The sequence below is a fragment of the Brevundimonas sp. VNH65 genome (genome assembly GCF_049445955.1).
GTDB lineage: Bacteria > Pseudomonadota > Alphaproteobacteria > Caulobacterales > Caulobacteraceae > Brevundimonas.
The window spans coordinates 25,871-45,386 of record NZ_JBMSDX010000009.1 but is presented as its reverse complement, the minus strand read 5'-3'; the positions used below and the strand labels follow the sequence as shown (position 1 = coordinate 45,386).

22 protein-coding genes are annotated in these 19,516 nt (G+C 66.2%); 7 read left to right on the top strand and 15 right to left on the bottom strand.

What is annotated here, in order from left to right; genetic code table 11:
- Window positions 1–40: 40 nt before the first annotated feature.
- From ACO2Q1_RS13645 to lipA, 3 genes are all read right to left on the bottom strand, one after another.
- Window positions 41–1,174: an NAD(P)/FAD-dependent oxidoreductase gene (locus ACO2Q1_RS13645; protein ID WP_423330030.1), complete on the bottom strand. Its 1,134-nt coding sequence runs from the start codon at window positions 1,172–1,174 to the stop codon at window positions 41–43.
- Window positions 1,171–1,641 (bottom strand): type II toxin-antitoxin system RatA family toxin, encoded by a 471-nt coding sequence (locus ACO2Q1_RS13640; protein WP_423330029.1) that lies wholly within the window; start codon window positions 1,639–1,641, stop codon window positions 1,171–1,173. The genes ACO2Q1_RS13645 and ACO2Q1_RS13640 overlap by 4 nt, the downstream gene beginning before the upstream one ends.
- A gap of 170 nt (window positions 1,642–1,811) precedes the next feature.
- A complete protein-coding gene (gene lipA / locus ACO2Q1_RS13635; RefSeq protein ID WP_423330028.1) occupies window positions 1,812–2,774 on the bottom strand; it encodes a lipoyl synthase in 963 nt (320 codons plus the stop codon).
- Between the two features lie 412 nt (window positions 2,775–3,186).
- Here lipA and ACO2Q1_RS13630 point away from each other — a divergent pair, with 412 nt between their 5' ends.
- Window positions 3,187–4,749, top strand: coding sequence for an AMP-binding protein (locus ACO2Q1_RS13630; protein WP_423330027.1), 1,563 nt, complete (start codon window positions 3,187–3,189; stop codon window positions 4,747–4,749).
- Window positions 4,750–4,828: 79 nt separating this feature from the next.
- Here ACO2Q1_RS13630 and ACO2Q1_RS13625 read toward each other — a convergent pair whose 3' ends face one another.
- The 6 genes from ACO2Q1_RS13625 to ACO2Q1_RS13600 form a co-directional block, all read right to left on the bottom strand.
- Entirely contained in the window at window positions 4,829–5,041 is a 213-nt protein-coding gene (locus tag ACO2Q1_RS13625) for a cold-shock protein (protein ID WP_423330026.1), read from the bottom strand.
- A 166-nt stretch (window positions 5,042–5,207) separates the two neighbouring features.
- Complete coding sequence (gene ygiD / locus ACO2Q1_RS13620; protein WP_423330025.1) at window positions 5,208–5,966, bottom strand: 4,5-DOPA dioxygenase extradiol; 759 nt, start codon at window positions 5,964–5,966, stop codon at window positions 5,208–5,210.
- A 4-nt stretch (window positions 5,967–5,970) separates the two neighbouring features.
- On the bottom strand, window positions 5,971–6,573 hold the full coding sequence (gene wrbA / locus ACO2Q1_RS13615) for an NAD(P)H:quinone oxidoreductase (protein WP_423330024.1): 603 nt from the start codon (window positions 6,571–6,573) through the stop codon (window positions 5,971–5,973).
- 72 nt (window positions 6,574–6,645) lie between these two features.
- On the bottom strand, window positions 6,646–7,128 hold the full coding sequence (locus ACO2Q1_RS13610) for a hypothetical protein (protein ID WP_423330023.1): 483 nt from the start codon (window positions 7,126–7,128) through the stop codon (window positions 6,646–6,648).
- Window positions 7,128–7,634 carry a DUF805 domain-containing protein gene (locus ACO2Q1_RS13605; protein WP_423330022.1) on the bottom strand — a complete coding sequence of 169 codons (507 nt, stop codon included), beginning with the start codon at window positions 7,632–7,634 and terminating at the stop codon, window positions 7,128–7,130. Before ACO2Q1_RS13605 ends, ACO2Q1_RS13610 begins: the two co-directional genes overlap by 1 nt.
- A complete protein-coding gene (locus ACO2Q1_RS13600; RefSeq protein WP_423330021.1) occupies window positions 7,631–8,470 on the bottom strand; it encodes a M15 family metallopeptidase in 840 nt (279 codons plus the stop codon). Before ACO2Q1_RS13600 ends, ACO2Q1_RS13605 begins: the two co-directional genes overlap by 4 nt.
- Window positions 8,471–8,596: 126 nt before the next feature.
- Between ACO2Q1_RS13600 and ACO2Q1_RS13595 the strand changes: the two genes are divergently transcribed.
- The 4 genes from ACO2Q1_RS13595 to ACO2Q1_RS13580 all read left to right on the top strand — a co-directional run bounded on the left by ACO2Q1_RS13595 (window position 8,597) and on the right by ACO2Q1_RS13580 (window position 12,248).
- Window positions 8,597–9,958, top strand: coding sequence for an MFS transporter (locus tag ACO2Q1_RS13595; protein ID WP_423330020.1), 1,362 nt, complete (start codon window positions 8,597–8,599; stop codon window positions 9,956–9,958).
- Window positions 9,955–10,758, top strand: coding sequence for a nucleoside triphosphate pyrophosphohydrolase (gene mazG / locus ACO2Q1_RS13590; protein ID WP_423330019.1), 804 nt, complete (start codon window positions 9,955–9,957; stop codon window positions 10,756–10,758). Before ACO2Q1_RS13595 ends, mazG begins: the two co-directional genes overlap by 4 nt.
- Window positions 10,755–11,414 carry an HAD family hydrolase gene (locus tag ACO2Q1_RS13585; protein ID WP_423330018.1) on the top strand — a complete coding sequence of 220 codons (660 nt, stop codon included), beginning with the start codon at window positions 10,755–10,757 and terminating at the stop codon, window positions 11,412–11,414. The genes mazG and ACO2Q1_RS13585 overlap by 4 nt, the downstream gene beginning before the upstream one ends.
- Window positions 11,415–11,672: 258 nt before the next feature.
- A complete protein-coding gene (locus ACO2Q1_RS13580) occupies window positions 11,673–12,248 on the top strand; it encodes a DUF1643 domain-containing protein (protein WP_423330017.1) in 576 nt (191 codons plus the stop codon).
- Between the two features lie 158 nt (window positions 12,249–12,406).
- On the opposite strand, the gene ACO2Q1_RS13575 is transcribed toward ACO2Q1_RS13580, so the two are convergent.
- Together ACO2Q1_RS13575 and clpX are read right to left on the bottom strand one after the other, a co-directional pair.
- Entirely contained in the window at window positions 12,407–12,814 is a 408-nt protein-coding gene (locus ACO2Q1_RS13575) for a hypothetical protein (protein WP_423330016.1), read from the bottom strand.
- A 79-nt stretch (window positions 12,815–12,893) separates the two neighbouring features.
- A complete protein-coding gene (gene clpX, locus ACO2Q1_RS13570; protein WP_423330015.1) occupies window positions 12,894–14,162 on the bottom strand; it encodes an ATP-dependent Clp protease ATP-binding subunit ClpX in 1,269 nt (422 codons plus the stop codon).
- 187 nt (window positions 14,163–14,349) lie between these two features.
- Between clpX and ACO2Q1_RS13565 the strand changes: the two genes are divergently transcribed.
- Complete coding sequence (locus ACO2Q1_RS13565) at window positions 14,350–15,012, top strand: HAD-IB family hydrolase (RefSeq protein ID WP_423330014.1); 663 nt, start codon at window positions 14,350–14,352, stop codon at window positions 15,010–15,012.
- 3 nt (window positions 15,013–15,015) lie between these two features.
- Here the strand turns inward: ACO2Q1_RS13565 and ACO2Q1_RS13560 are convergent, their stop codons facing one another.
- The 4 genes from ACO2Q1_RS13560 to tig all read right to left on the bottom strand — a co-directional run bounded on the left by ACO2Q1_RS13560 (window position 15,016) and on the right by tig (window position 18,598).
- The gene (locus ACO2Q1_RS13560) at window positions 15,016–15,978 is read right to left on the bottom strand and encodes a hypothetical protein (protein ID WP_423330013.1); all 963 of its coding nucleotides are present in this window, start codon (window positions 15,976–15,978) and stop codon (window positions 15,016–15,018) included.
- Window positions 15,979–16,021: 43 nt separating this feature from the next.
- Window positions 16,022–16,342: a hypothetical protein gene (locus ACO2Q1_RS13555; RefSeq protein ID WP_423330012.1), complete on the bottom strand. Its 321-nt coding sequence runs from the start codon at window positions 16,340–16,342 to the stop codon at window positions 16,022–16,024.
- Window positions 16,343–16,415: 73 nt separating this feature from the next.
- Window positions 16,416–17,057, bottom strand: coding sequence for an ATP-dependent Clp protease proteolytic subunit (locus ACO2Q1_RS13550; RefSeq protein WP_423330011.1), 642 nt, complete (start codon window positions 17,055–17,057; stop codon window positions 16,416–16,418).
- Window positions 17,058–17,254: 197 nt separating this feature from the next.
- Entirely contained in the window at window positions 17,255–18,598 is a 1,344-nt protein-coding gene (gene tig / locus ACO2Q1_RS13545; protein ID WP_423330010.1) for a trigger factor, read from the bottom strand.
- A gap of 213 nt (window positions 18,599–18,811) precedes the next feature.
- On the opposite strand from tig, the gene ACO2Q1_RS13540 reads away from it, so the two are divergent.
- On the top strand, window positions 18,812–19,516 hold the full coding sequence (locus ACO2Q1_RS13540; protein ID WP_423330009.1) for an MBL fold metallo-hydrolase: 705 nt from the start codon (window positions 18,812–18,814) through the stop codon (window positions 19,514–19,516).

The window sequence follows — 19,516 nt, the reverse complement described above, 5'->3', positions numbered from 1 at the left end:
CCACGCGAGGCGCGGCTTATGCCCGAATCGTCAGGCGATATCAAGGCGTGACTTGAACGTCCGCACACAGCCGTTCCGTCACCGCCTCCCCGATCGCCAGCGAACTGGTCAGGCCCGGGCTTTCGATGCCGAACAGGGCCATCAGACCGTCCATCCCGTGGCGTTCGGGCCCGTGCAGTTGAAAGTCCAGCTGGGGTTCGCCGGGCCCATGCAGCTTGGGCCGGATGCCGGCGTAATCCGGCGTCAACCGCTCGGCCTCCACCCCCGGCCAGAAGCGGCGAATGTAGCGAACGAATTCGTCCCGTTTGGCCGGATCGACCGAATAGTCCTCGGTTTCGACATAGGCCAGATCCGGCCCGAACACCCCCTGCCCGCCCAGATCCTTGCGATAGTGGGTGCCCAGGGCGCCGGGAATGGGCGGCGGATAGATCAGCCGCTCGAAAGGCGCCTTGCCGGTCAGACGGAAATAGATCCCCTTGCCCAGCCGCCGCGCCGGAATGTCCGCCGCCGGATAGCCCTCGATCCGGGCCGCCGCATCCTGCGCCGACAGTCCGGCGGCCGTAATCAGCAGACGCGTCGTCAGGGTCGCGCCGCCTTCGCCGCCGGCCGTGACGCGAAACCCGCCGTCGGCAAGGGGCTCGGCGCGTTCGAACGGGGTGGAGACCACGACCGAGCCGCCCGCGTCCTCGATCTCGCCCTGTAACGCCAGCATGTAGTCGTGGCTGGCGAAAACCCCGCTCTCCGGCGACAGGATGGCCGCATGGGCGTTCAGCCCCGGCTCAAGCGCGCGGGCCTGGGCGCCGCTCAGATGCTCCAGCCCCTCGACGTCGTTCGCCGTGGCCTGCTGGAAAATGGCCTCGATCCGCTCGACCTCGGCCTCCTCGGTCGCCACGACCAGCTTGCCGCAGCGCCGGTAGTCGATCTTGCGACTGTCGAGAAAGGCGTAGAGCGCGCGTCGCCCGTCGACGCAAAACCGCGCCTTCAGCGACCCGGTCGGATAATAGAGGCCGCCGTGTATCACCTCGGAATTGCGCGAGGACACGCCCTGGCCGATGTGGCTCTCCTTTTCCAGCACCAGCACCGACTGGCCACGCCGGGCCAGCGCCCGTCCGCAGGCCAGGCCGACGGCCCCGGCCCCGACCACCACCGCGTCAAAGTCGAACGCCGCGCTCACGCCGCCCCCCGCGACGTCGCCGGGCCATAGCGCCTCTCGGCTTCGGCCTCGAAACAGGCCATCAGCTTGCCGACCGCCAGATCGAAATTGGCCTGCAGCATCATGTCCAGCAGGCGGGACCTGAAGGCGAAATCGATCATGAAATCGATCCGCGCGCCCTCACCCTCGGGCACGAAGTCCCAACGGTTCTTCAGATGCTTGAACGGTCCCCGGATCAGGCCGACCTCGACGCGGTTCCGGACGTGGTCATGTCGCACCCAGGTGGAGAACCGCTCCTTCAGCATCGAAAACCCGACCCCCGCTTCGGCGTCCAGCAGGCTGACGCCGGGCGCCTCCTCGCGCAGGTTCCACACCCGCATGGAGGTCACCCAGGGCACGAAGTCCGGATAGGCGCGCACGTCCGCCACCAGGGCCGCAAGCTGCTCCGGCGCATAGGGCAGGACGCGCGTGACGCGATGAACGGCCATCTACATTCCTTCTCCCCTCGGGGGAGAAGGTGGCTCGCGGAGCGAGCCGGATGAGGGGGCTATTCGCCCCAAACTCATTCCCAACCGCCATGCATGCTGACAGAGCCCCCTCATCCGAGCCCTCCGGGCCCACCTTCTCCCCCGAGGGGAGAAGGAAAACTCTGGACCGATCAACGCTTGTTCTGCGCCTCGCGCGCCGCCTTCAGCCGCGCGAAATCGTCGCCCGCGTGGTGCGACGACCGCGTCAGGGGCGACGACGACACCATCAGGAAGCCCTTGGCCCGGGCGATCGCCTCATAGGCCTTGAACTCTTCCGGCGTGACGAACCGGTCGATGGCGGCGTGCTTGCGCGTCGGCTGCAGGTATTGGCCGATGGTGATGAAATCAACGCCGGCGGACCGCATGTCGTCCATCACCTGCATGACCTCCTCCTTGGTCTCGCCCAGGCCGACCATGATGCCCGACTTGGTGAACTGGTTGGGATCGCGCTCCTTGACCATCTGCAGCAGCCGCAGGGAGTGGAAGTAGCGCGCGCCGGGCCGGATCTTCAGATACAGGCGCGGCACGGTCTCCAGGTTGTGGTTGAACACGTCCGGGCGGGCGTCGATCATGACTTCGGCCGCGCCGTCCTTGCGCAGGAAGTCAGGCGTCAGAATCTCGATCGTCGTCTGCGGCGCCTGCAATCTGATCTGACGCACCACCTCGGCGAAATGGGCCGCGCCGCCGTCCGGGACGTCGTCCCGGTCCACGCTGGTGATCACAACGTGGTTCAGGCCCAGTTGCGATACGGCCAGCCCGACCTTGCCCGGTTCTTCCGGATCCAGCGGCTGCGGCAGGCCCGTCTTGACGTTGCAGAAGGCGCAGGCCCGCGTGCAGGTGTCGCCCATGATCATCAGGGTGGCGTGCTTCTGGCTCCAGCATTCCCCGATGTTCGGGCACGCCGCTTCCTCGCAAACCGTCACCAGCCCCTTGGAGCGGACGATGTCCTTGGTCGCATTGTACTGGCCCGATCCCGGTGCCTTGACCCGCAGCCAGTCCGGCTTCTTCAGGACGACCGACTCCGGCCGGTTCTGCTTTTCCGGGTGACGCAGCGCCGACGGCGAGGTCTTCAACTTGTCGATCAGGGTGACCATCGCGCGCGGCCGGGCTCCTTCAGGCGAACCCGGTATGTCGTCCCTCGACGCGGCAAAGGCAAGGCAAGTCACGTTTCAGCCCTGCCGAGCCCTGCCCGGTCCACGGGTCGCGGCGCCTTCTGCGCCGGAAGCGGCGCTCCCTCTGTTGTTTTTGTTGTGATTTTTGTTTTGAAGAGCCGTTCTTCCGGCCGTCGCCGCGCAGGGTGTAGAATGGCCGCCGAACAACCAGATCGGCGAACGCCTGCCGCCATACCGACTCTATGGACTATCCCGACTCCGAATTGGCTCGCCCGACCGGCGGCCTCACGACGCGTTACGAAACCTTTCGCTCCCTGTTCCCTTTCCCCGGCGGCGCCTCTAGGTTCCGGCGTTCGACACGAGGACGACCCTATCGTCCCGAAGGAGGACAGGCTTGGCAGTCAAACCGCAGCACGGAACCGTGGATCGCAAGGCCTATGACCTGCCGCTGTTCGACGCCCTTGTCGCCGCCCGCGCGCGTTTCGGCGACAAGGAGATCCTGGAAGATCAGGACCGCAATCCTCTCACCTACACCGGCCTGATCCGGGCCGCCTTCGTCCTGGGGCGCAAGATCGCGGAGCGGACACGCCGCGGCGAACGTGTTGGCGTCCTTCTCCCGTCGTCTGTCGGGGTCGTGGTCACCTTTTTCGGCCTCCACGCCTTCGGTCGCGTTCCGGTCATGCTCAACTTCACCGCCGGCGAGGCCAATCTGAAGGCGGCGCTTCAGACCGCCGGGGTCAAACGCATCCTGACCGCCAAACGCTTCATCGAGCAGGCCAAGCTCAACGACCTGGTCACCGCCTTGCAGGCCGAGGCCGAAATCACCTGGCTGGACGACATCCGCGCCACGATCGGCCTCAAGGACAAGCTGTTCGGCCTGGCCGCCGGTCTGGCGCCCAAACGCTTCCGCGTCCGGACCAAACCTTCTGATCCGGGCGTCGTCCTGTTTACGTCCGGCAGTTTCGGCGCGCCCAAGGGCGTGGTCCTCAGCCAGGCGAACCTGATCGCCAACGCCCGCCAGGTGGCCCAGCACATCGACCTCAAGCCCGAATGGGTGATGTTCAACCCCCTGCCGACCTTTCACAGTTTCGGCCTGACCGGCGGCGTTCTGTTGCCCCTGTTCCAGGGCATGAAGGCGTTCGAGTACCCCTCCCCCCTTCACGCCAAGCAGATCACCGACCTGCTGCCCAAGGTGAAGGCCTCGATCCTGTTCGCGACCGACACCTTCCTGAACCAGTACGCCCGCGTGGCCGAGCCGGACGACTTCAAGACCCTGGAGTTCGCGGTGGCCGGGGCCGAAAAGGTGCGCGACGAGACTCGCGCCCTGTTCAACACCAAGTTCGGCGGGGTCGAGTTGCTGGAGGGCTACGGCGCCACCGAGGCGGCGCCCGTCGTCGCGGTCAACCATCCCGACCGCAACCGGCCCGGCTCGGTCGGCCAGATCCTTCCGGGCATGGAGTATCGGCTGAAGACCGTCGAGGGCATCAAGGGCGGTGGTCGCCTGTTCCTGCGCGGGCCCAATGTGATGGAAGGCTATATCGCCACCGACGACCCGCTGGCGCTCGATCTGCTCAAGGACGGCTGGCATGACACCGGCGACGTCGTCGACATCGACCCCGAGGGCTACATCACCATCCTGGGTCGCGTGAAGCGGTTCGCCAAGATCGGCGGCGAGATGGTCAGCCTGACCGCCGTCGAGGGTCTGGCGCAGGGCGCCTGGCCCGAAGGCCGTCACGCCGTCGTCGCCGTGCCGGACAGTCGCAAGGGCGAGAAACTGGTCCTGGTGACGGACTGGAACGCGGCCCAGGTCGCCGACCTGGCCGAATGGGCCCGCAGCACGGGCGCGCCCGAACTGGCGGTCCCGAAAAAAATCCTGAAGGTCAAAGAGGTGCCTGTCCTCGGCACAGGCAAGACCGACTACGTCAGCATCCAGAAACTGGCCGACGCCGAAACCTGATCCGCGCCGGACATGAAAAGGGCGGCGACCCGCTGGATCGCCGCCCTGATCGTTTCAGACGTCAGCGACGTCGGAAGCCTTAGCCTTCGACCTTCAGCTGGCCAGCCGATTCCTTGCCCGAGCGACGATCGCGCTCAAGTTCATAGGAAACCTTCTGGTTGTCGTTCAGGCCGCGCAGGCCAGCCGCTTCCACGGCCGAGATGTGAACGAACACGTCCTTGCCGCCGTCATCCGGCTGGATGAAGCCGTAGCCTTTGGTGGCGTTGAACCATTTAACGGTGCCGGTAGCCATGAAAGACCTCCTTGTAGCAGTTGACCCGAGGGACCGTCCCTCGCGCCTGTCAGGTCTCAATGGATCGTCCGGAACTCGCGGCGTGCGCAAAGAAGGGGCGTTACGCTTAGAGATTGACGCGCGCATAGGCGCAGAACCGGAGGCAAAACACAAGACGTCTGTGGGATCAGCCGATCCGCACACCGGTCATGGAGATCGACCCACCCTCGATGGCGTCATTGAAGAACAGCACGGGCTCGCCTTCATCCTGCTGGGCGGCGACATAGAGCAACGGCAGATAGTGTTCGTCGGTCGGCACGCTGAGCTGAGCGTCTTCGGCCAGACCGAGCCAGTCGATCAAGGCCTCGTGGTCGCGAGCGACCAGAGCAGCCTTCACCGCATCATTGAACTCGGTCGCCCAGCCATAAGGCGCGCCGCCTTCGCGCTTCCAGGTTCGAAGATTGTGCACGAAGTCGCCGGAGCCCGCGATGACATAGCCCTCATCGCGCAAGGGTCGCAGTCTCCTCGCCAGATCATAGTGCTGACGGGCGGTCAGGTTGCGATCCAGAGACATCTGCACCACCGGCACATCGGCGTCGGGCCAGACATGGCAAAGCACCGACCAGGTCCCATGATCGAGGCCCCACTGGCCCGTCTGGATCGCCCCTGTCAGCTCGGAAACTCGCTCGGCCAGTTCCGGGGATCCCGGCGCAGGGTACTGCATCGCCTGCAGCTCCGGGCCGAAGTTTCCGAAATCGTGGATGGTCCGGGGCTGCTCCATCGCCGTGACACCAAGCCCGCCCGTCTCCCAGTGAGCCGAAACCATCAGCACGCCTCTCGGCCTGCCGATCGCCTGCCCCACTTCACGCCAGACGGCTCCGTACGGGCCGCCAAGCGCGTTCATCGGCGACCCGTGGCCAAAGAAGACGGCGGGTTGACAGCTCATCGGATTAACCGTGCAGCTTCTTCGCGATTTCCGCGATGTGCTTGCCCTGATGGCGGGCGCCGCCCAGATCGATCTCCGAGGGCTGACGCGAGCCGTCGCCGCCGGTGATGGTCGAGGCGCCGTAGGGGCTGCCGCCGTGAATGGCCTCAAGCGTCATCTGCTCCTGATAGTTGTAGGGCAGTCCGACAACGACAAGGCCGTGGTGCAGCAAGGTCGGGATGAAGCCCAGGATGGTAGATTCCTGACCTCCGTGCTGGGTCGCGGTCGCGGTGAACACACCGCCCACCTTCCCGATCAGGGCGCCAGAGAACCACAGCCCGCCGGTCTGGTCCCAGAAGGCGCGCATCTGCGACGCCACAGTGCCGAAACGCGTGCCGGCCCCGATGATGATTGCATCATAATCTTTCAGGTCGTCGATCGTCGCAATCGGCGCTTCCTGATCGAGCTTGTAGTGGGACGCCCTGGCCAGCTCTTCCGGCAAGGTCTCGGGCACACGCTTGATGTCGACGGAAACGCCCTCGACCGAGCATGCGCCTTCGGCCACGGCTTTGGCCATGGTCTCGAGGTGGCCGTAGGTGGAATGATAGAGAACCAGAACCTTCGCCATCGGGGCGCTCCTTCAAATCGTGAACCCGCCATTTCGTAACAGCGTCAGTAGCGATTTAGGTGCATACCTGATTCATTCAAGTCCCGGGTTTGAAACGCTCGGTTTCGGGAATGGACACAGCCGGTCATAGAAGGCGGCGTCGCCTGGCACACCCTGCCCTTTCGACCGTCGGAACCGATGCTCAATCAGACTCGCCTGCTGCTCGATGTTCAGGGCTTCCCATGAGACGCAGTCAAGCGGGTAGCGATAGCTGGCGGCGCTGTCCCCGGCCCGGATCTTGGCCACCAGGAGGTTCACCCCCTGCTGCGCCTGCCAGACATGCACCAGTTCATGGATCAGCATAGCCTGCACCCCCGTCGACGCCTTCACTGCATCGTCGGGAACCTGCTTTGCCGGCCAGACGATCCAATCCCGCCCGAACCAGCACCCCGGCACGAACGCTCGGGTCAATTGCCAGGGGGCCGACAGGATTCGTACCGTCTTAAGCCGGATCGCGTCTGCGAACACCGACCGCGCCAGGGCGAACTCGCCGGCCGTCAGGGCGCGTCGGCGCATCACGGCGGCGGCCCGAAGCGGTTTGATCGTGGCTGCCCCGGCAGGCAGAGCACGGTCGTCAGGCCCGAGAGGCTGGCGATGTAGAGACCATTCAAGAGCAGAAGCACGGCGAAAAGCCCTGCGAACGTCTCGTCCTCTATGCCGGCTCCCCCGAGGAAGGCGTTCATCTCGATCCCGAAAGCCACGACGCCGCCCATCAACAGCAGCGGCGTCGGCAAGGCCCACCAGCCAGAAACGCCACGATCATGAAGCCGCCTCACCACTGCGGCCGCGAGCATGGCGACGAACGCCAAGACGGTCAGGAAGAACGGGCTGATGGCGACCAAGACATTGGGCATATTGCCGGCCTCGACGGCGAGGATAACCGGAAGGACGAAGGCGCTCATCGCCAATGTCATCGCCAGGAAGCTGACAGCCACCATCACGCCGACATAGGGCCAGAACGCGCGCCGACTTTCCCGCCCGCTGAAATCCGACAGCCGCCGCAAATGGTCAGCGAGGTTCATCCCCCTCCTCCGACATATTCCCAGTGCCAAGGCTCATACAGGTAGGGCCTGAACCCGAACCGACCGGCGTTCGCGACCAGCCATTGGTAAGCCGGACCGCGGCTCATGTGCCGGCGACTTTCCGGCGCGGTCGAGTCCACATCCATGCCTGCCATGCGCCCGACGTACAGGTCGATCGCCGTGCCGGTTCGATGAGGAGAACAGGCCGCGCGGCGCACCCCGTCGCAGTTGCCCTGTTGGGCGCACCGGGCCGCGTCGGCCTCGGGATCACGAAAGCCGGAGAATATCTGCAGCAACTCCGGATCGGCGGCGATGGCTGGAACCTCGGTTCGCGCCGCCTCAACCATTCGGCGATAGGCGTCCAGAACGTCCCGGCGCAGCAGACGCGTCAGGCGGTCGGCGTGTTCCTCCTCGGGCAGCAGGTAGCCGAGCTGATTCAGGGGAGGCGGATCGGGACATTCGTTACGCACCCGCGCCATCACGAAGGGCCGACGTTCCTGCAACACGCCTTTCAGCACGATGAAGGTCGCGGCATCGAAGACGCCCGTCGGAGGCAGGTCGTATCGCGCCTGGAACCTCGCCAGCCCGGCTGCGAAGGCGCCGCCGGCCGGGTCGCACTTCACGCCGATCTCGTGCTGAAGGATGGGCACATAGGCTTCCCAGCCCGTTTCGGCCTGATTGAAAGGCGTCCACGACAGGGTGTTGAGGCTCAGGGCGTTGGCCAGGGCGGCTTCGGCCCATGCCGGGTCACCGGTGCAATCGGTCGCCTGCGCGCGCGCCGTAGCGGCTGTCAGAAGCGACAGGCCGAGGGCGAGGACAGCAAGAAGGCGAAGCATCATGTCGGCACATGGCCGCAGCCTGTTGCGCGGATCAAGGCCTCAGACGCCCTCCCGTCCTTCACGCAAAACTGCGATGGTGCCGCAGGGCCGATTCCGCCGGCCTGCCGCACGGACCAGGACCGCATGACCGGCGCCCCCGCCCAGAGACGCAGCAACGCGATCCTCGCCGCCTTTTCCGCCGTCTGCCTGCCGCTTGCGGCGTTCGGGGTGGCGTTGCCGGTCACCCTGCCGGAGTTCTACGCGAGCCATGTCGGCATCGACATCGCCATGGTCGGCTATGTCTTCATGGCGGTGCGGGCCATCGACATCGTCTTCGATCCGTTCATCGGCGCCGCCATGGACCGGACGAAGACCCGCTTCGGCCGCTATCGCCCCTGGATGGCGGCCTCGACGCCGATCCTGATGCTGTCGGCCTTCATGATGTTCGTCATGGTCCAGCCGGGCGCCGGGCCGGGATATCTGTTTCTCTGGCTGCTGGTCCTCTACCTCGGCTTCTCCGTCGGCACCCTTGGGCAGCTCGGGTGGGCCAGCGTTCTGGCGCCCGAGTATGACCAGCGCAGCCGGGTCTACGCCTGGTGGCAGGCGTTCAACATCATCGGCGTGATCGCCATCCTGATCCTGCCCGCCGCCATCGTGCAGACGGGCGTCGGAGACTACGTCGCCGGGGTCCACATCATGGGCTGGACCATCATCGCCCTGCTGCCGATCACCGTCGGTCTGGCGCTGTTCGTCGTGCCCGAGCCCGTCAATGCCGGACACACGCCGCATGGTGGCCTGAAGGTCTATTTCGAACTGCTGAAACGACCCAGCGTGTCGAAACTTCTGGCCGCAGACCTGCTGCTGGGAATCGCGCCCGGCATCACGGGCGCCCTGCTGTTTTTCTTCTTCGACCAGATAAAGGGCTATGGCCGGACCGAAGCCTCCATCTTCATGCTGCTGTATTTCATCGGCGGCCTGGTCGGGTCGCCGATCTGGGCCTGGCTGGCGACCCGGATCGGCAAGGCCAGGGCCCTGATCGTCGCCAGCCTGATCTTCGCCGGCCTCTATTTCGGCGCGACCCTGCTGCCGGGCGGCTCTTTCGGCCTGACGGCTGTGGCCATGTTCGTCGCGGGTCTGCCGTATGCGGCGGGCCTGTTCCTGCTGCGGGCCATGATGGCTGATGCGGGCGACGAGATCCGGCTGGAGACGGGCGTGGACCGGACCGGGCTGATGTTCTCCATCCTGTCGGCGACGACCAAGCTGGGTCACGTGTTCGCCCTGATCCCCTATGCGGTTCTGGGCTGGGCCGGCTTCGAGGCCGTGGCCCCGGCGGGCGGCAACAGCGCGAGCTCCCTGCTGATCCTCCAGATCCTGTTCATCGCCGCACCGGCCATCCTGATCGCCCTCGCCGCCTGGACCCTGCACAGATACCCGCTCACTCCCGACCGCCATGCCGCGATCCGCGCTGAACTGGACGCGCGGAACGCCGCCGCAAAGACCGCATGACCGCCTCGACCGACCGCCTCATCGCCATCATGGCCCGCCTCAGGAACCCCGACGGCGGTTGCCCGTGGGACCTGGCCCAGACCTTCCAGACCATCGCCCCCTATACGATCGAGGAGGCGTATGAGGTCGCCGACGCCATCGAGCGCGGCGACATGGCCGAGCTGAAGTCGGAACTCGGCGACCTGCTGTTCCAGGTCGTCTTCCACGCCCGCATGGCCGAGGAGGCCGGACTGTTCGCCTTCGACGACGTGGCCGAGGCCATGTCCGACAAGCTGACCCGCCGCCACCCCCACGTCTTCGCGGACGAGGCCGCCAAGCCCGATTCCTGGTCCCAGAAAGCCCGCTGGGAGGACATCAAGGCCGAGGAACGCAAGGCGAAAGCCCAGAACGGCGTGCTCGACGACGTCCCTGTCGGCCTGCCCGCCCTCGCCCGCGCCGCCAAGCTGACCAAGCGCGCCGCCCGCGTCGGCTTCGACTGGCCCTCGACCGACGAGGTGTTCGACAAGCTGCACGAAGAGGTCGCGGAGCTGAAGGTCGAGATCGCCGCCGGCGATCTGGACAAGGCCCGTGAGGAGGTCGGCGACCTGCTGTTCGTGGTCGCCAACCTGGCCCGCAAGCTGGAGGTCGAGCCCGAAGACGCCCTGCGCGGCGCCAACGCCAAGTTCGTGCGCCGCTTCGCCTTCATCGAGGCCGAACTGGCCAAGGGCGGGCGCACGCCGGACCAGTCGGACCTGGCCGAGATGGACGCCCTGTGGAACGCGGCCAAGGCGGCGGAGCGAAGCCGGAAAGCCACGGCATGAGCCGGTTCGACCTCGTCATCTTCGACTACGACGGGGTGATCGCCGACAGCGAGGTGCTGAACAACCAGGCGATGGCCGAGGTCCTGACCGGGATCGGCCTGCCGACGACGCTGGACGAGGCGTTGGCGACCTATATGGGCCGACGCTGGCTGGACTGTCGGCCGGACATCGAGGTCAGGCTGGGCCGCGCCTGCCCCGAGACCACACTCGGCGACTGGACCCGCCTCTGCCACCAGCGGGCGGCGAGCACCCTGACGGCCGTACCGGGCGCCGCAGCCTTCATGGCGGAACTGGCGCAACCGCGCTGCATCGCCTCCTCCAGCCCGCCTGACTGGATCGAACTCGGCCTGCAGACCATGGGCATAGGGATGGACCACGCCGGGCCGATCTACAGCGGCGCGATCCATGTGACGCGCGGCAAGCCCCATCCCGACCTGTTCCTGCACGCTGCGGCCGACCTTGAGGTGAAGCCGCGGCGCACGCTGGTCATCGAGGACAGCCCCGCCGGCGTGCAGGCCGGTGTGGCGGCGGGCATGACGGTCGTGGGTCTGCTGGCGGGCGGCCACGTGCGCCCTGGCCATGCGGAACGGCTGTCAGCGGCAGGGGCGCACTTTATCGCCCACGACTACGACAGCGTGCGGGCCTTCATGGCGTGAACTTCGATCGACTGAAAAACGAGTCGAGAGAGTCGGGAGAGTCGGGTTCGACCACTGGCCTGGATGTGCGCCGATTCCGGCCGGCAGGCCGGGGCGAGACGAGCGGATATGTGGTTGTCAAAGATCGTTCCCAGACTAGCACGGTCCGAGACGGCGGCCGGATGGACGCGCGAAGTTTGCGGTAAGTCGCTGAAAACGCCCGGGTCGCAGTCGAAAAACATGATAGTTCACCGGCAGGAGAGACGGAGAGCCGACCGGATGAGCGCCAATTATCGCGAGATCTCTGGCGATCCCGCCCCGCACGACCCCGGCGGCAAGGTGCGCCTCGCTCTCATGCCCGGGGTCAAAGGCGACGCCACCTTCAGCGCCGACGGCAGGTACCGCCAGCTGATGCGCCGCTGGCTGGGCGACGCCTTCCCCGATCGCTACATCCTGTTCGTCGGCATGAACCCCTCGACCGCCGACGCGACGGTCAATGACCCGACCTGCGCCCGCGAATGGAGCTTCGCCCAGCGCGAGGGCTTCGACGCCATGGTCAAGGCGAACGTCGGCGATTACCGCGCCACCGATCCGAAAATGCTGCTGGCGTCGGACGTGGAGGCCTGTTCGCCCGACAACCTGCCCGCCATACGTCAGGCCGCGCGGGGCGCCGCGCGGGTCGTCCTGTGTCATGGCAAGCTGAACAGGGCGCTGGCCCCCGCCGGTCGCGCCCTGGTCGAGGCGCTGCGGGAGGACGGCCACGACCTCTGGTGTTTCGGGACCAATGCCGACAACAGTCCGAAGCATCCGCTTTATCTACGGGCCGACACGCCGCTGGTGAGGTGGGAAGGGTAGCAAGCCTCCCGTCATCCTCGGGCTTGTCCCGAGGATCCATTGCGCCACAGCCTCTGGCGTTCGATCAGGAGCGCATCTGCCGGGACTGCCCCTCACGGCACACGCCGGGGATAAAGGGGTCCTCGGAACAAGCCCGAGGATGAGGACAAGTGTGGAGATCAATCCTCGTCCGGATCGACCCCGTCCACGGCCCCGGCCACCAGGCTTCGCCAGACCGGATCGGTGTCATCCACCAGGTCGATATCTTCCATCAAGGCCACCGCCGCCCCGCCGTCCGGCAGGATCAGGCCGACGACCTCCATCTCCTCGCCCTCCGAACTGGTGTGGCATTCGGCCTGAACCGCCACGGCCGCCTGTTCTCCATCTTCCTCCCACCAGATGACCGGCTGGGGCAGGTCCATATCGAGAGGGAAAGGACGCTCGGTGTCGTCAAGTGCGAAGACCGCGCGCTTCGCCTGCACGTCGTCCAGCGTGGCCACCCGGCCGCTGAAGGCCTTCAGCCGGGACCAGTCGTCGACGTCATAGCCGCCGGAATCGAAATCGGGGTCTTCGGGAAGGGAGTTCATCGTCCGCACGCGCTTCCAAATGGAAAGGCCCCGGACACGACATCCGGGGCCTTCGGCATAGCTGACCTGCGAGCGGGCCTCAGGCCGCGCCGTCGGCCTTCTTCTTCGACGCCTCGGAGTAGATCAGCAGCGGCTGAGCCTTGCCCTCGATCACCTCGGCGTTGACCACGACCTCCTCGACGCCCTCGAAGCTGGGCAGATCGAACATGGTTTCCAGCAGGACCCCTTCCAGGATCGACCGCAGCCCCCGGGCGCCGGTCTTGCGCTTGATGGCCTTGGCGGCGACCGACGTCAGGGCGTCGTCGGTGAAGGTCAGGCCGACGTTCTCCATCTCGAACAGGCGCTTGTACTGTTTGACCAGGGCGTTCTTGGGCTCGGTCAGGATGGTGACCAGGGCCTTTTCGTCGAGGTCCTCGAGGGTGGCCAGCACGGGCAGGCGGCCGATGAATTCGGGAATCAGGCCGAACCGCATCAGGTCGTCGGGTTCGACCTCCTTCAGAACGTCGCCCATCCGGCGCTCGTCGATCTCCTTGACCTTGGCGCCGAAGCCGATCGAGGCCCCCTCGCCGCGCGCGGAGATCACCTTCTCAAGGCCGGCGAAGGCGCCGCCGACGATGAACAGGATGTTGGCGGTATCGACCTGCAGGAACTCCTGCTGCGGATGCTTGCGGCCGCCCTGCGGCGGCACGGAGGCGACGGTGCCCTCCATGATCTTCAGCAGAGCCTGTTGCACGCCCTCGCCCGAGACGTCGCGGGTGATCGACGGGTTGTCCGACTTGCGCGAAATCTTGTCGATCTCGTCGATATAGACGATGCCGCGTTGGGCGCGTTCGACGTTATAGTCCGAGGCCTGGAGCAGCTTCAGGATGATGTTCTCGACATCCTCGCCGACGTAACCGGCTTCGGTCAGGGTGGTGGCGTCGGCCATGGTGAAGGGCACGTCGATGATGCGGGCCAGCGTCTGGGCCAGCAGCGTCTTGCCCGAGCCGGTCGGCCCGATCAGCATGATGTTCGACTTGGCCAGCTCGACGTCGTTGTTCTTCGTCGCGTGGTTCAGGCGCTTGTAGTGGTTGTGCACCGCGACCGAGAGCACCTTCTTGGCGTGGCCCTGGCCGATCACATAGTCGTCGAGGACCTCACGGATCTCCTTGGGCGTCGGAACCCCGTCCGACGACTTCTTGAAGCCGATCTTGTGCTCTTCACGGATGATATCCATGCAGAGTTCGACGCATTCGTCGCAGATGAACACGGTCGGTCCCGCGATCAGTTTGCGCACCTCGTGCTGGCTCTTTCCGCAGAACGAGCAGTACAGGGTGGACTTGGCGTCCGTGCCGGCGGCTTTGGTCATGGACCCTTCTCACTTTCGCGGCGCTCGACAAAGCGTCCACGCTTGCCTCGCGTTGATTCCATCATCATCAACGCAAAACTCTTCAAAAAATGACAATCCCCCATCACGGGAGCCGCCACAACCCCGGAGCGGTTGAGCAGATTGTGATGCGACGTGGATAGCTGACGCTGCGGGAGGATCACGGCGAATGAGTGACATGGGGATCACAGACCCGAAACGCCAGCCTGTCGAGAGCAGGTCGCCGGCCGTCGTGCGACAGGTGGTCGCGTTCGATTTCGACGGGACCCTGACGGTCCGGGACAGTTTCACCGCGTTCCTGAAATGGCGCGCCGGGCCGCTGGGCTGGGCCCTGGCGATGGCGCGGCTGATTCCGGCCGCGCTCGCCTATCCGGCGCATCGCGATCGGGGGCGGATCAAGGCGGCGGCGGTGGCGGCCTTCCTGGGCGGGACCGGGCGAAAGGCGCTGGACGCCGACGCCGAGCGATTCGCCGAGGCGGTCTGGAGCCGGTTCATGCGGCCGGACGCCCTGGCGTGCTGGGACGATTGGGGGCGCAAGGGCGCGCACCGCGTGATCGTCACGGCCAGCCCCGAAATCACCGTGGCGCCCTTCGCCCGGAGACTGGGCGCCGAGAACCTTCTGGGCACGCACATGGCGTTCGACGACACAGACCGGGTCACGGGCGCCTTCACCGGCCCGAACTGTCGCGGCGAAGAGAAGATGCGGAGACTTCGCGCGGCGTATGGCGACGATGTGCTCGTACTCGCGGCCTACGGCGACACGTCCGGCGACACGGAGATGCTGGCCGCGGCGGAGCAGCCGGGGTTCAGGGTGTTCCGAAAACGGCCCTGAGGCTCAGCGATCCGAATCGGCCGGCGGCGGATCGCCCCTGCGGCTCGCGTCCTGGCGTTCGCGCGTCATGGCGTCGGTGATCCGGCCAACCGCGCGCTTGGCGTTCGACGGCGCCTGAGGGCTGTCCAGCACCCGGTACAGGGTCGTCAGATAGGAAACATCCCACTCCGTCAGGCCGGCAGGCGCCGCCACGCCCTCTTCGAACAGGTTGAGGATGGTGTCGTAGGCCGAGAAGTCGGCGGTCGGGTCGACCTGGGCCAGGGACACAAAGGCGATGTAGTCCGCCAACTGGGGAAGGTTGACCTGCCCGATGTCGTCGATATCGACGATGATCATCGCCTTGCGCAGGTCGTCGCGGATCTGTGACGTCAGGCGGGAAGCGGCGAAGACGCCGATCACCGGTGCGACGGGATTGCCCTGGGCGTCGACGTCTCCCGGCAGGCGGATGGCCCTCTGACCCGTCTCGGCGTTCACCGGCATGCTGACGTGCCACCAACGCACCGGGCGGTCTGACTCCGCGAACTCGGCGAAGGCGACCCTGCCCCGATCCAGACCGCCGACGCCGGAGCGGAAGGCGCGCTGATGTTCTTCCGCCAGCTTGGTCGCCAGGCCGCGTCCGTCGTCGGTGAACACGATGACGACGTCTGCGCGACAGCCGGGATCACCGGGTGTGACGCCGAGGTCCATGGCCACCTGCGAGACGCGGTCGGCGATATGCTGGGCCAGCTCCGGCTGGATGTTGACCACGCCGACGCAGATCCGCCCCTGCCAGCGGGCAAGCCCTCGACCCCGCGCGGGGGCCGACGTTTCCGTGACGAAATCGGACACCAGGTCCTCGAGCCGCCGCCCCTGAACCACCACATCGTCGACGCGGGTGGCCGGATCCTGGGGAGCCGCAACCCCCGCGCCCGCATCCTGGCCTGCGACGGCCAGCGAAAAAGCGAAGGCGGTCAGGGCCTGCCACATGATCGTCTCCGTTTCGTAATATCGCGCAGCGTCACCGGAGACCTCAGCGGCCGTCGGCGTCCACGTCGAACACCATGGGCTTGCCCCGTGACGTGGGGTTCCAGCCCGCCTCGATCACCGCCGTCACCGAGTTGCGGACGGCGTCGACGTTGATGCGCTGCTTCTCCATGTCCGGCCGGCCGTTGGCGCGCATCGGCATGGGGAACTGGACGATGGCCTCGCGCTGAAAGCCGTCGAGGACCAGGGTTATGGCCATGCCGTCCCAGGCCCCGTTGGCCTTGGGCTGGGGCTGGCGGCGGATTTCCCAGTGATAGGTCTCGCCGTCGACCTCGACGGAGCCGCTGGCGTCGCGTGTGAACTGCATGCCGGCCAGATAGCACAAAAGAAAAAGGCGCGCCGGTCGGGGCGCGCCTTTTCGCCGATCTCCGGCAGGTCGATCAGACCGTCTTCACGCCGTCGGCGTCGGCCTGTTCGCGCTTGTCATAGACGTGATCGACGATGCCCCAGGCCTTGGCCTCCTCCGCGCTCATGAAATGGTCGCGGTCCAGGGTGCTCTCGACTTCCTCGTACGTCCGGCCCGTATGATGGACATAGATCTCGTTCAGGCGGCGCTTGGTGTAGCGGATGTCCTCGGCGTGGCGTTCGATGTCGGACGCCTGACCACGGAAGCCGCCCGAGGGCTGGTGCACCATGACCCGGGCGTTCGGCAGGGCGATCCGCTGGCCCGCCTCGCCGGCGGTCAGGATCAGCGATCCGGCCGAGGCGGCCATGCCCATGACCACGGTCGAGACCGGGCTCTTGATGTATTGCATGGTGTCGTAGATCGCGAGCGCCGAGGTCACCTGACCGCCGGGGCTGTTGATGTACATGCTGATCTCCTTCTTCGGGTTCTCCGATTCCAGGAACAGCAGCTGGGCGCAGATCAGGCTGGCCATGCCGTCCTCGAACGGGCCGGTCAGGAAGATGATTCGCTCGCGCAGCAGGCGGGAGAAGATGTCGAACGACCGCTCGCCCCGGCTGGATTGCTCGACCACCATCGGGACGAGGTTGGATTGCAGATAGTCGATCGGGTCGCGCATGGGGGCTTTCTGACTGTCAGGATTCCGTCGAACGCTACCGTGAAGCCGCGTCCTTAAGGAAGCATATCGCGTCGCCGGGCGGAGAGCGCAAGGCGGAGGGACGGTCCGCAGGTCGATCGGCCCCTTTCAGCGCGCACCAAAAAAGCCAGGAGCGACATCGCTCCTGGCCCTGAATGGCGTCGCGGGGACGGAGGGGATCAGACCTCGTCGTCTTCCTTGAGCAGGTCTTCCTTGCTGATCGGAGCGTCGGTGACCTCGGCCTTGTCGAAGATCAGGTCCACGACCTTCTCCTCGTAGATCGGGGCGCGCATCTGGGCGGCGGCGTTGGGGTTCTGGCGGTAGAAGTCCAGCACCTGACGCTCCTGGCCCGGATAGTTGCGGGCTTCCTGCAGGATAGCGTTGTTCAGCTCGTTGTCGGTGACGCCGACGTTGTTGGCGCGGCCGATCTCGGCCAGGACCAGACCCAGACGCACGCGGCGCTCGGCGATCTTCCTGTATTCAGCCTTCAGGTCGTCGTCGGACTTCTTGGCGTCCTCTTCCGGCAGTTGGCCGGCGGCCTTGTCGGCCTCGACCTGACGCCAGATGCCGTCGAACTCGGCCTCGACCATCTTGGGCGGCAGGTCGAAGCTGTGGGCGGCGTCCAGTTGATCCAGCAGGGCGCGCTTCTGCTTGAAGCGGGCGGCGCCGGCGTACTGCTGGTCGAGGTTGGACTTCAGCAGTTCCTTGAGCTTGTCCAGCGACTCCAGGCCGATGCGCTTGGCGAACTCGTCGTCGACCTTGGCTTCGGCCTCGGCCTTGATGGCTTTGACCTTGATGTCGAACGTCGCGGCCTTACCGGCCAGGTGAGCGGCCTGATAGTCTTCGGGGAAGGTGACCTCGATGGTCTTTTCCTCGCCGACCTTGGCGCCCTTCAGCTGCTCTTCGAAGCCCGGGATGAAGCGGTTGGAGCCGATGACCAGATCGGCGTCCTCGGCGGCGCCGCCCTCGAAGGGTTCGCCGTCCAGCTTGCCCAGGAAATCGATGGTCAGCTGGTCGCCCTCGGCGGCCTTCACGGCCTTGCCCTTCTTGTCCTCGTAGGTCTTGGCCTGCGAGGCCAGCTCCTTGAGGGCTTCTTCCAGATCCTCGTCCGAGGCTTCGTAGGTCGGGCGGGTCAGCTTCAGCGAGGCCGGATCGACCGGGGTGAATTCCGGCATGACTTCCAGCGACATCTCATAGGCCAGGTCTTCCTCGCCCTTGATGACCTTGTCCATGTCGGACGTCAGCTTCATCTCGGCCGGAGCGGCCGGACGGACCTTGGCCTCGTCCAGCGCCTTCTGGCTCGACTCATTCAGCTCGGTGTTGACGATCTCGCCCATCAGGTCGCGGCCGAAGGTCTTCTTGACGTAGCCGGCGGGCACCTTGCCCGGACGGAAGCCCTTCAGGCGCAGTTGCGGCCCGACTTCCTTCAGCTTGGCGTCCAGCTTGGCGTTCAGCTCGGCGGCGGGGATGGTCACCGCGAGGACGCGGCTCAGGCCTTCGGCGGACTTTTCGACGACTTGCATGGTCGGTTTCTGACGTTCTGGGGCGCGGCGATCCGGGCGGGACCGTGCGCGGAATGGATAAAGCAAGAAGGCCGCCCCGGACGGAGCGGCTCTCGAAGCCCGCCCTTATGTCGAGACATGCCCGAAAGGTCAACGCGCGATGGGGCCGCGACAGGGGAACGCCGGTTTCCCCGCAGGATCGCCAGGACGATCGTCATTGGCTAAGCAGGCGTGATGAGCCAGCCCCCTGCCCCCGCGATCGGCGTCTTCGTCACCCAGGTGACGCCGCTTCAGCAGAACTGCACCACCGTCTGGTGCGCCGCGACGAAGAAGGCGGCGGTCATCGACCCCGGCGGAAACGTCGATGCCGTGCTGGCCGAAGTCGCGCGGCGCGGGCTGACGCTCGACCAGATCTGGCTGACGCATGGCCATCTGGATCACGCCGGCGGCGCCGCCGAGATGCGCGACAAGAGCGGCGTCGAGATCGTGGGGCCGCACGAGGACGATCTGTTCTGGATCGCCGACCTGGAGGAGCACGGCAGACGGTGGGGCCTGCCGGACGCCCGCACCTTTTCGCCGGACCGGTGGCTGGCAGACGGCGATGAGCTGAGGCTCGGGGATACCCGCTGGGAGGTGTACCATACGCCCGGACATACGCCGGGCCACGTGATCTTCTTCAATCGAGCCAGCCGGTTCGCCCAGGTCGGCGATGTGCTGTTCCGGGGCTCAGTGGGGCGCACCGATTTTCCGCGCAGCGATCACCAGGCGCTGCTGGACGCGATCGTCGCCAAGTTGTGGCCGCTGGGCGATGACGTGACCTTCGTTCCGGGGCACGGCCCCGTATCCACCTTCGGGGAGGAGCGACGCAGCAACCCCTTCGTGTCAGACGCGGCGCTGAGAAGCGCGCCGCGGGCGCGCCCGGCCAGCGGACCGGCCTGA

Excerpts from the sequence above, each read along its gene's own strand:
- ACO2Q1_RS13640 (WP_423330029.1), bottom strand. The coding sequence starts at position 1,641 with ATGGCCGTTCATCGCGTCACGCGCGTCCTGCCCTATGCGCCGGAGCAG.
- lipA (WP_423330028.1), bottom strand. The coding sequence starts at position 2,774 with ATGGTCACCCTGATCGACAAGTTGAAGACCTCGCCGTCGGCGCTGCGT.
- ACO2Q1_RS13625 (WP_423330026.1), bottom strand. The coding sequence starts at position 5,041 with ATGGCTACCGGCACCGTTAAATGGTTCAACGCCACCAAAGGCTACGGC.
- ygiD (WP_423330025.1), bottom strand. The coding sequence starts at position 5,966 with ATGAGCTGTCAACCCGCCGTCTTCTTTGGCCACGGGTCGCCGATGAAC.
- wrbA (WP_423330024.1), bottom strand. The coding sequence starts at position 6,573 with ATGGCGAAGGTTCTGGTTCTCTATCATTCCACCTACGGCCACCTCGAG.
- ACO2Q1_RS13610 (WP_423330023.1), bottom strand. The coding sequence starts at position 7,128 with ATGCGCCGACGCGCCCTGACGGCCGGCGAGTTCGCCCTGGCGCGGTCG.
- ACO2Q1_RS13605 (WP_423330022.1), bottom strand. The coding sequence starts at position 7,634 with ATGAACCTCGCTGACCATTTGCGGCGGCTGTCGGATTTCAGCGGGCGG.
- ACO2Q1_RS13600 (WP_423330021.1), bottom strand. The coding sequence starts at position 8,470 with ATGCTTCGCCTTCTTGCTGTCCTCGCCCTCGGCCTGTCGCTTCTGACA.
- ACO2Q1_RS13595 (WP_423330020.1), top strand. The coding sequence starts at position 8,597 with ATGACCGGCGCCCCCGCCCAGAGACGCAGCAACGCGATCCTCGCCGCC.
- mazG (WP_423330019.1), top strand. The coding sequence starts at position 9,955 with ATGACCGCCTCGACCGACCGCCTCATCGCCATCATGGCCCGCCTCAGG.
- ACO2Q1_RS13585 (WP_423330018.1), top strand. The coding sequence starts at position 10,755 with ATGAGCCGGTTCGACCTCGTCATCTTCGACTACGACGGGGTGATCGCC.
- ACO2Q1_RS13580 (WP_423330017.1), top strand. The coding sequence starts at position 11,673 with ATGAGCGCCAATTATCGCGAGATCTCTGGCGATCCCGCCCCGCACGAC.
- ACO2Q1_RS13575 (WP_423330016.1), bottom strand. The coding sequence starts at position 12,814 with ATGAACTCCCTTCCCGAAGACCCCGATTTCGATTCCGGCGGCTATGAC.
- clpX (WP_423330015.1), bottom strand. The coding sequence starts at position 14,162 with ATGACCAAAGCCGCCGGCACGGACGCCAAGTCCACCCTGTACTGCTCG.
- ACO2Q1_RS13565 (WP_423330014.1), top strand. The coding sequence starts at position 14,350 with ATGAGTGACATGGGGATCACAGACCCGAAACGCCAGCCTGTCGAGAGC.
- ACO2Q1_RS13560 (WP_423330013.1), bottom strand. The coding sequence starts at position 15,978 with ATGTGGCAGGCCCTGACCGCCTTCGCTTTTTCGCTGGCCGTCGCAGGC.
- ACO2Q1_RS13555 (WP_423330012.1), bottom strand. The coding sequence starts at position 16,342 with ATGCAGTTCACACGCGACGCCAGCGGCTCCGTCGAGGTCGACGGCGAG.
- ACO2Q1_RS13550 (WP_423330011.1), bottom strand. The coding sequence starts at position 17,057 with ATGCGCGACCCGATCGACTATCTGCAATCCAACCTCGTCCCGATGGTG.
- tig (WP_423330010.1), bottom strand. The coding sequence starts at position 18,598 with ATGCAAGTCGTCGAAAAGTCCGCCGAAGGCCTGAGCCGCGTCCTCGCG.
- ACO2Q1_RS13540 (WP_423330009.1), top strand. The coding sequence starts at position 18,812 with ATGAGCCAGCCCCCTGCCCCCGCGATCGGCGTCTTCGTCACCCAGGTG.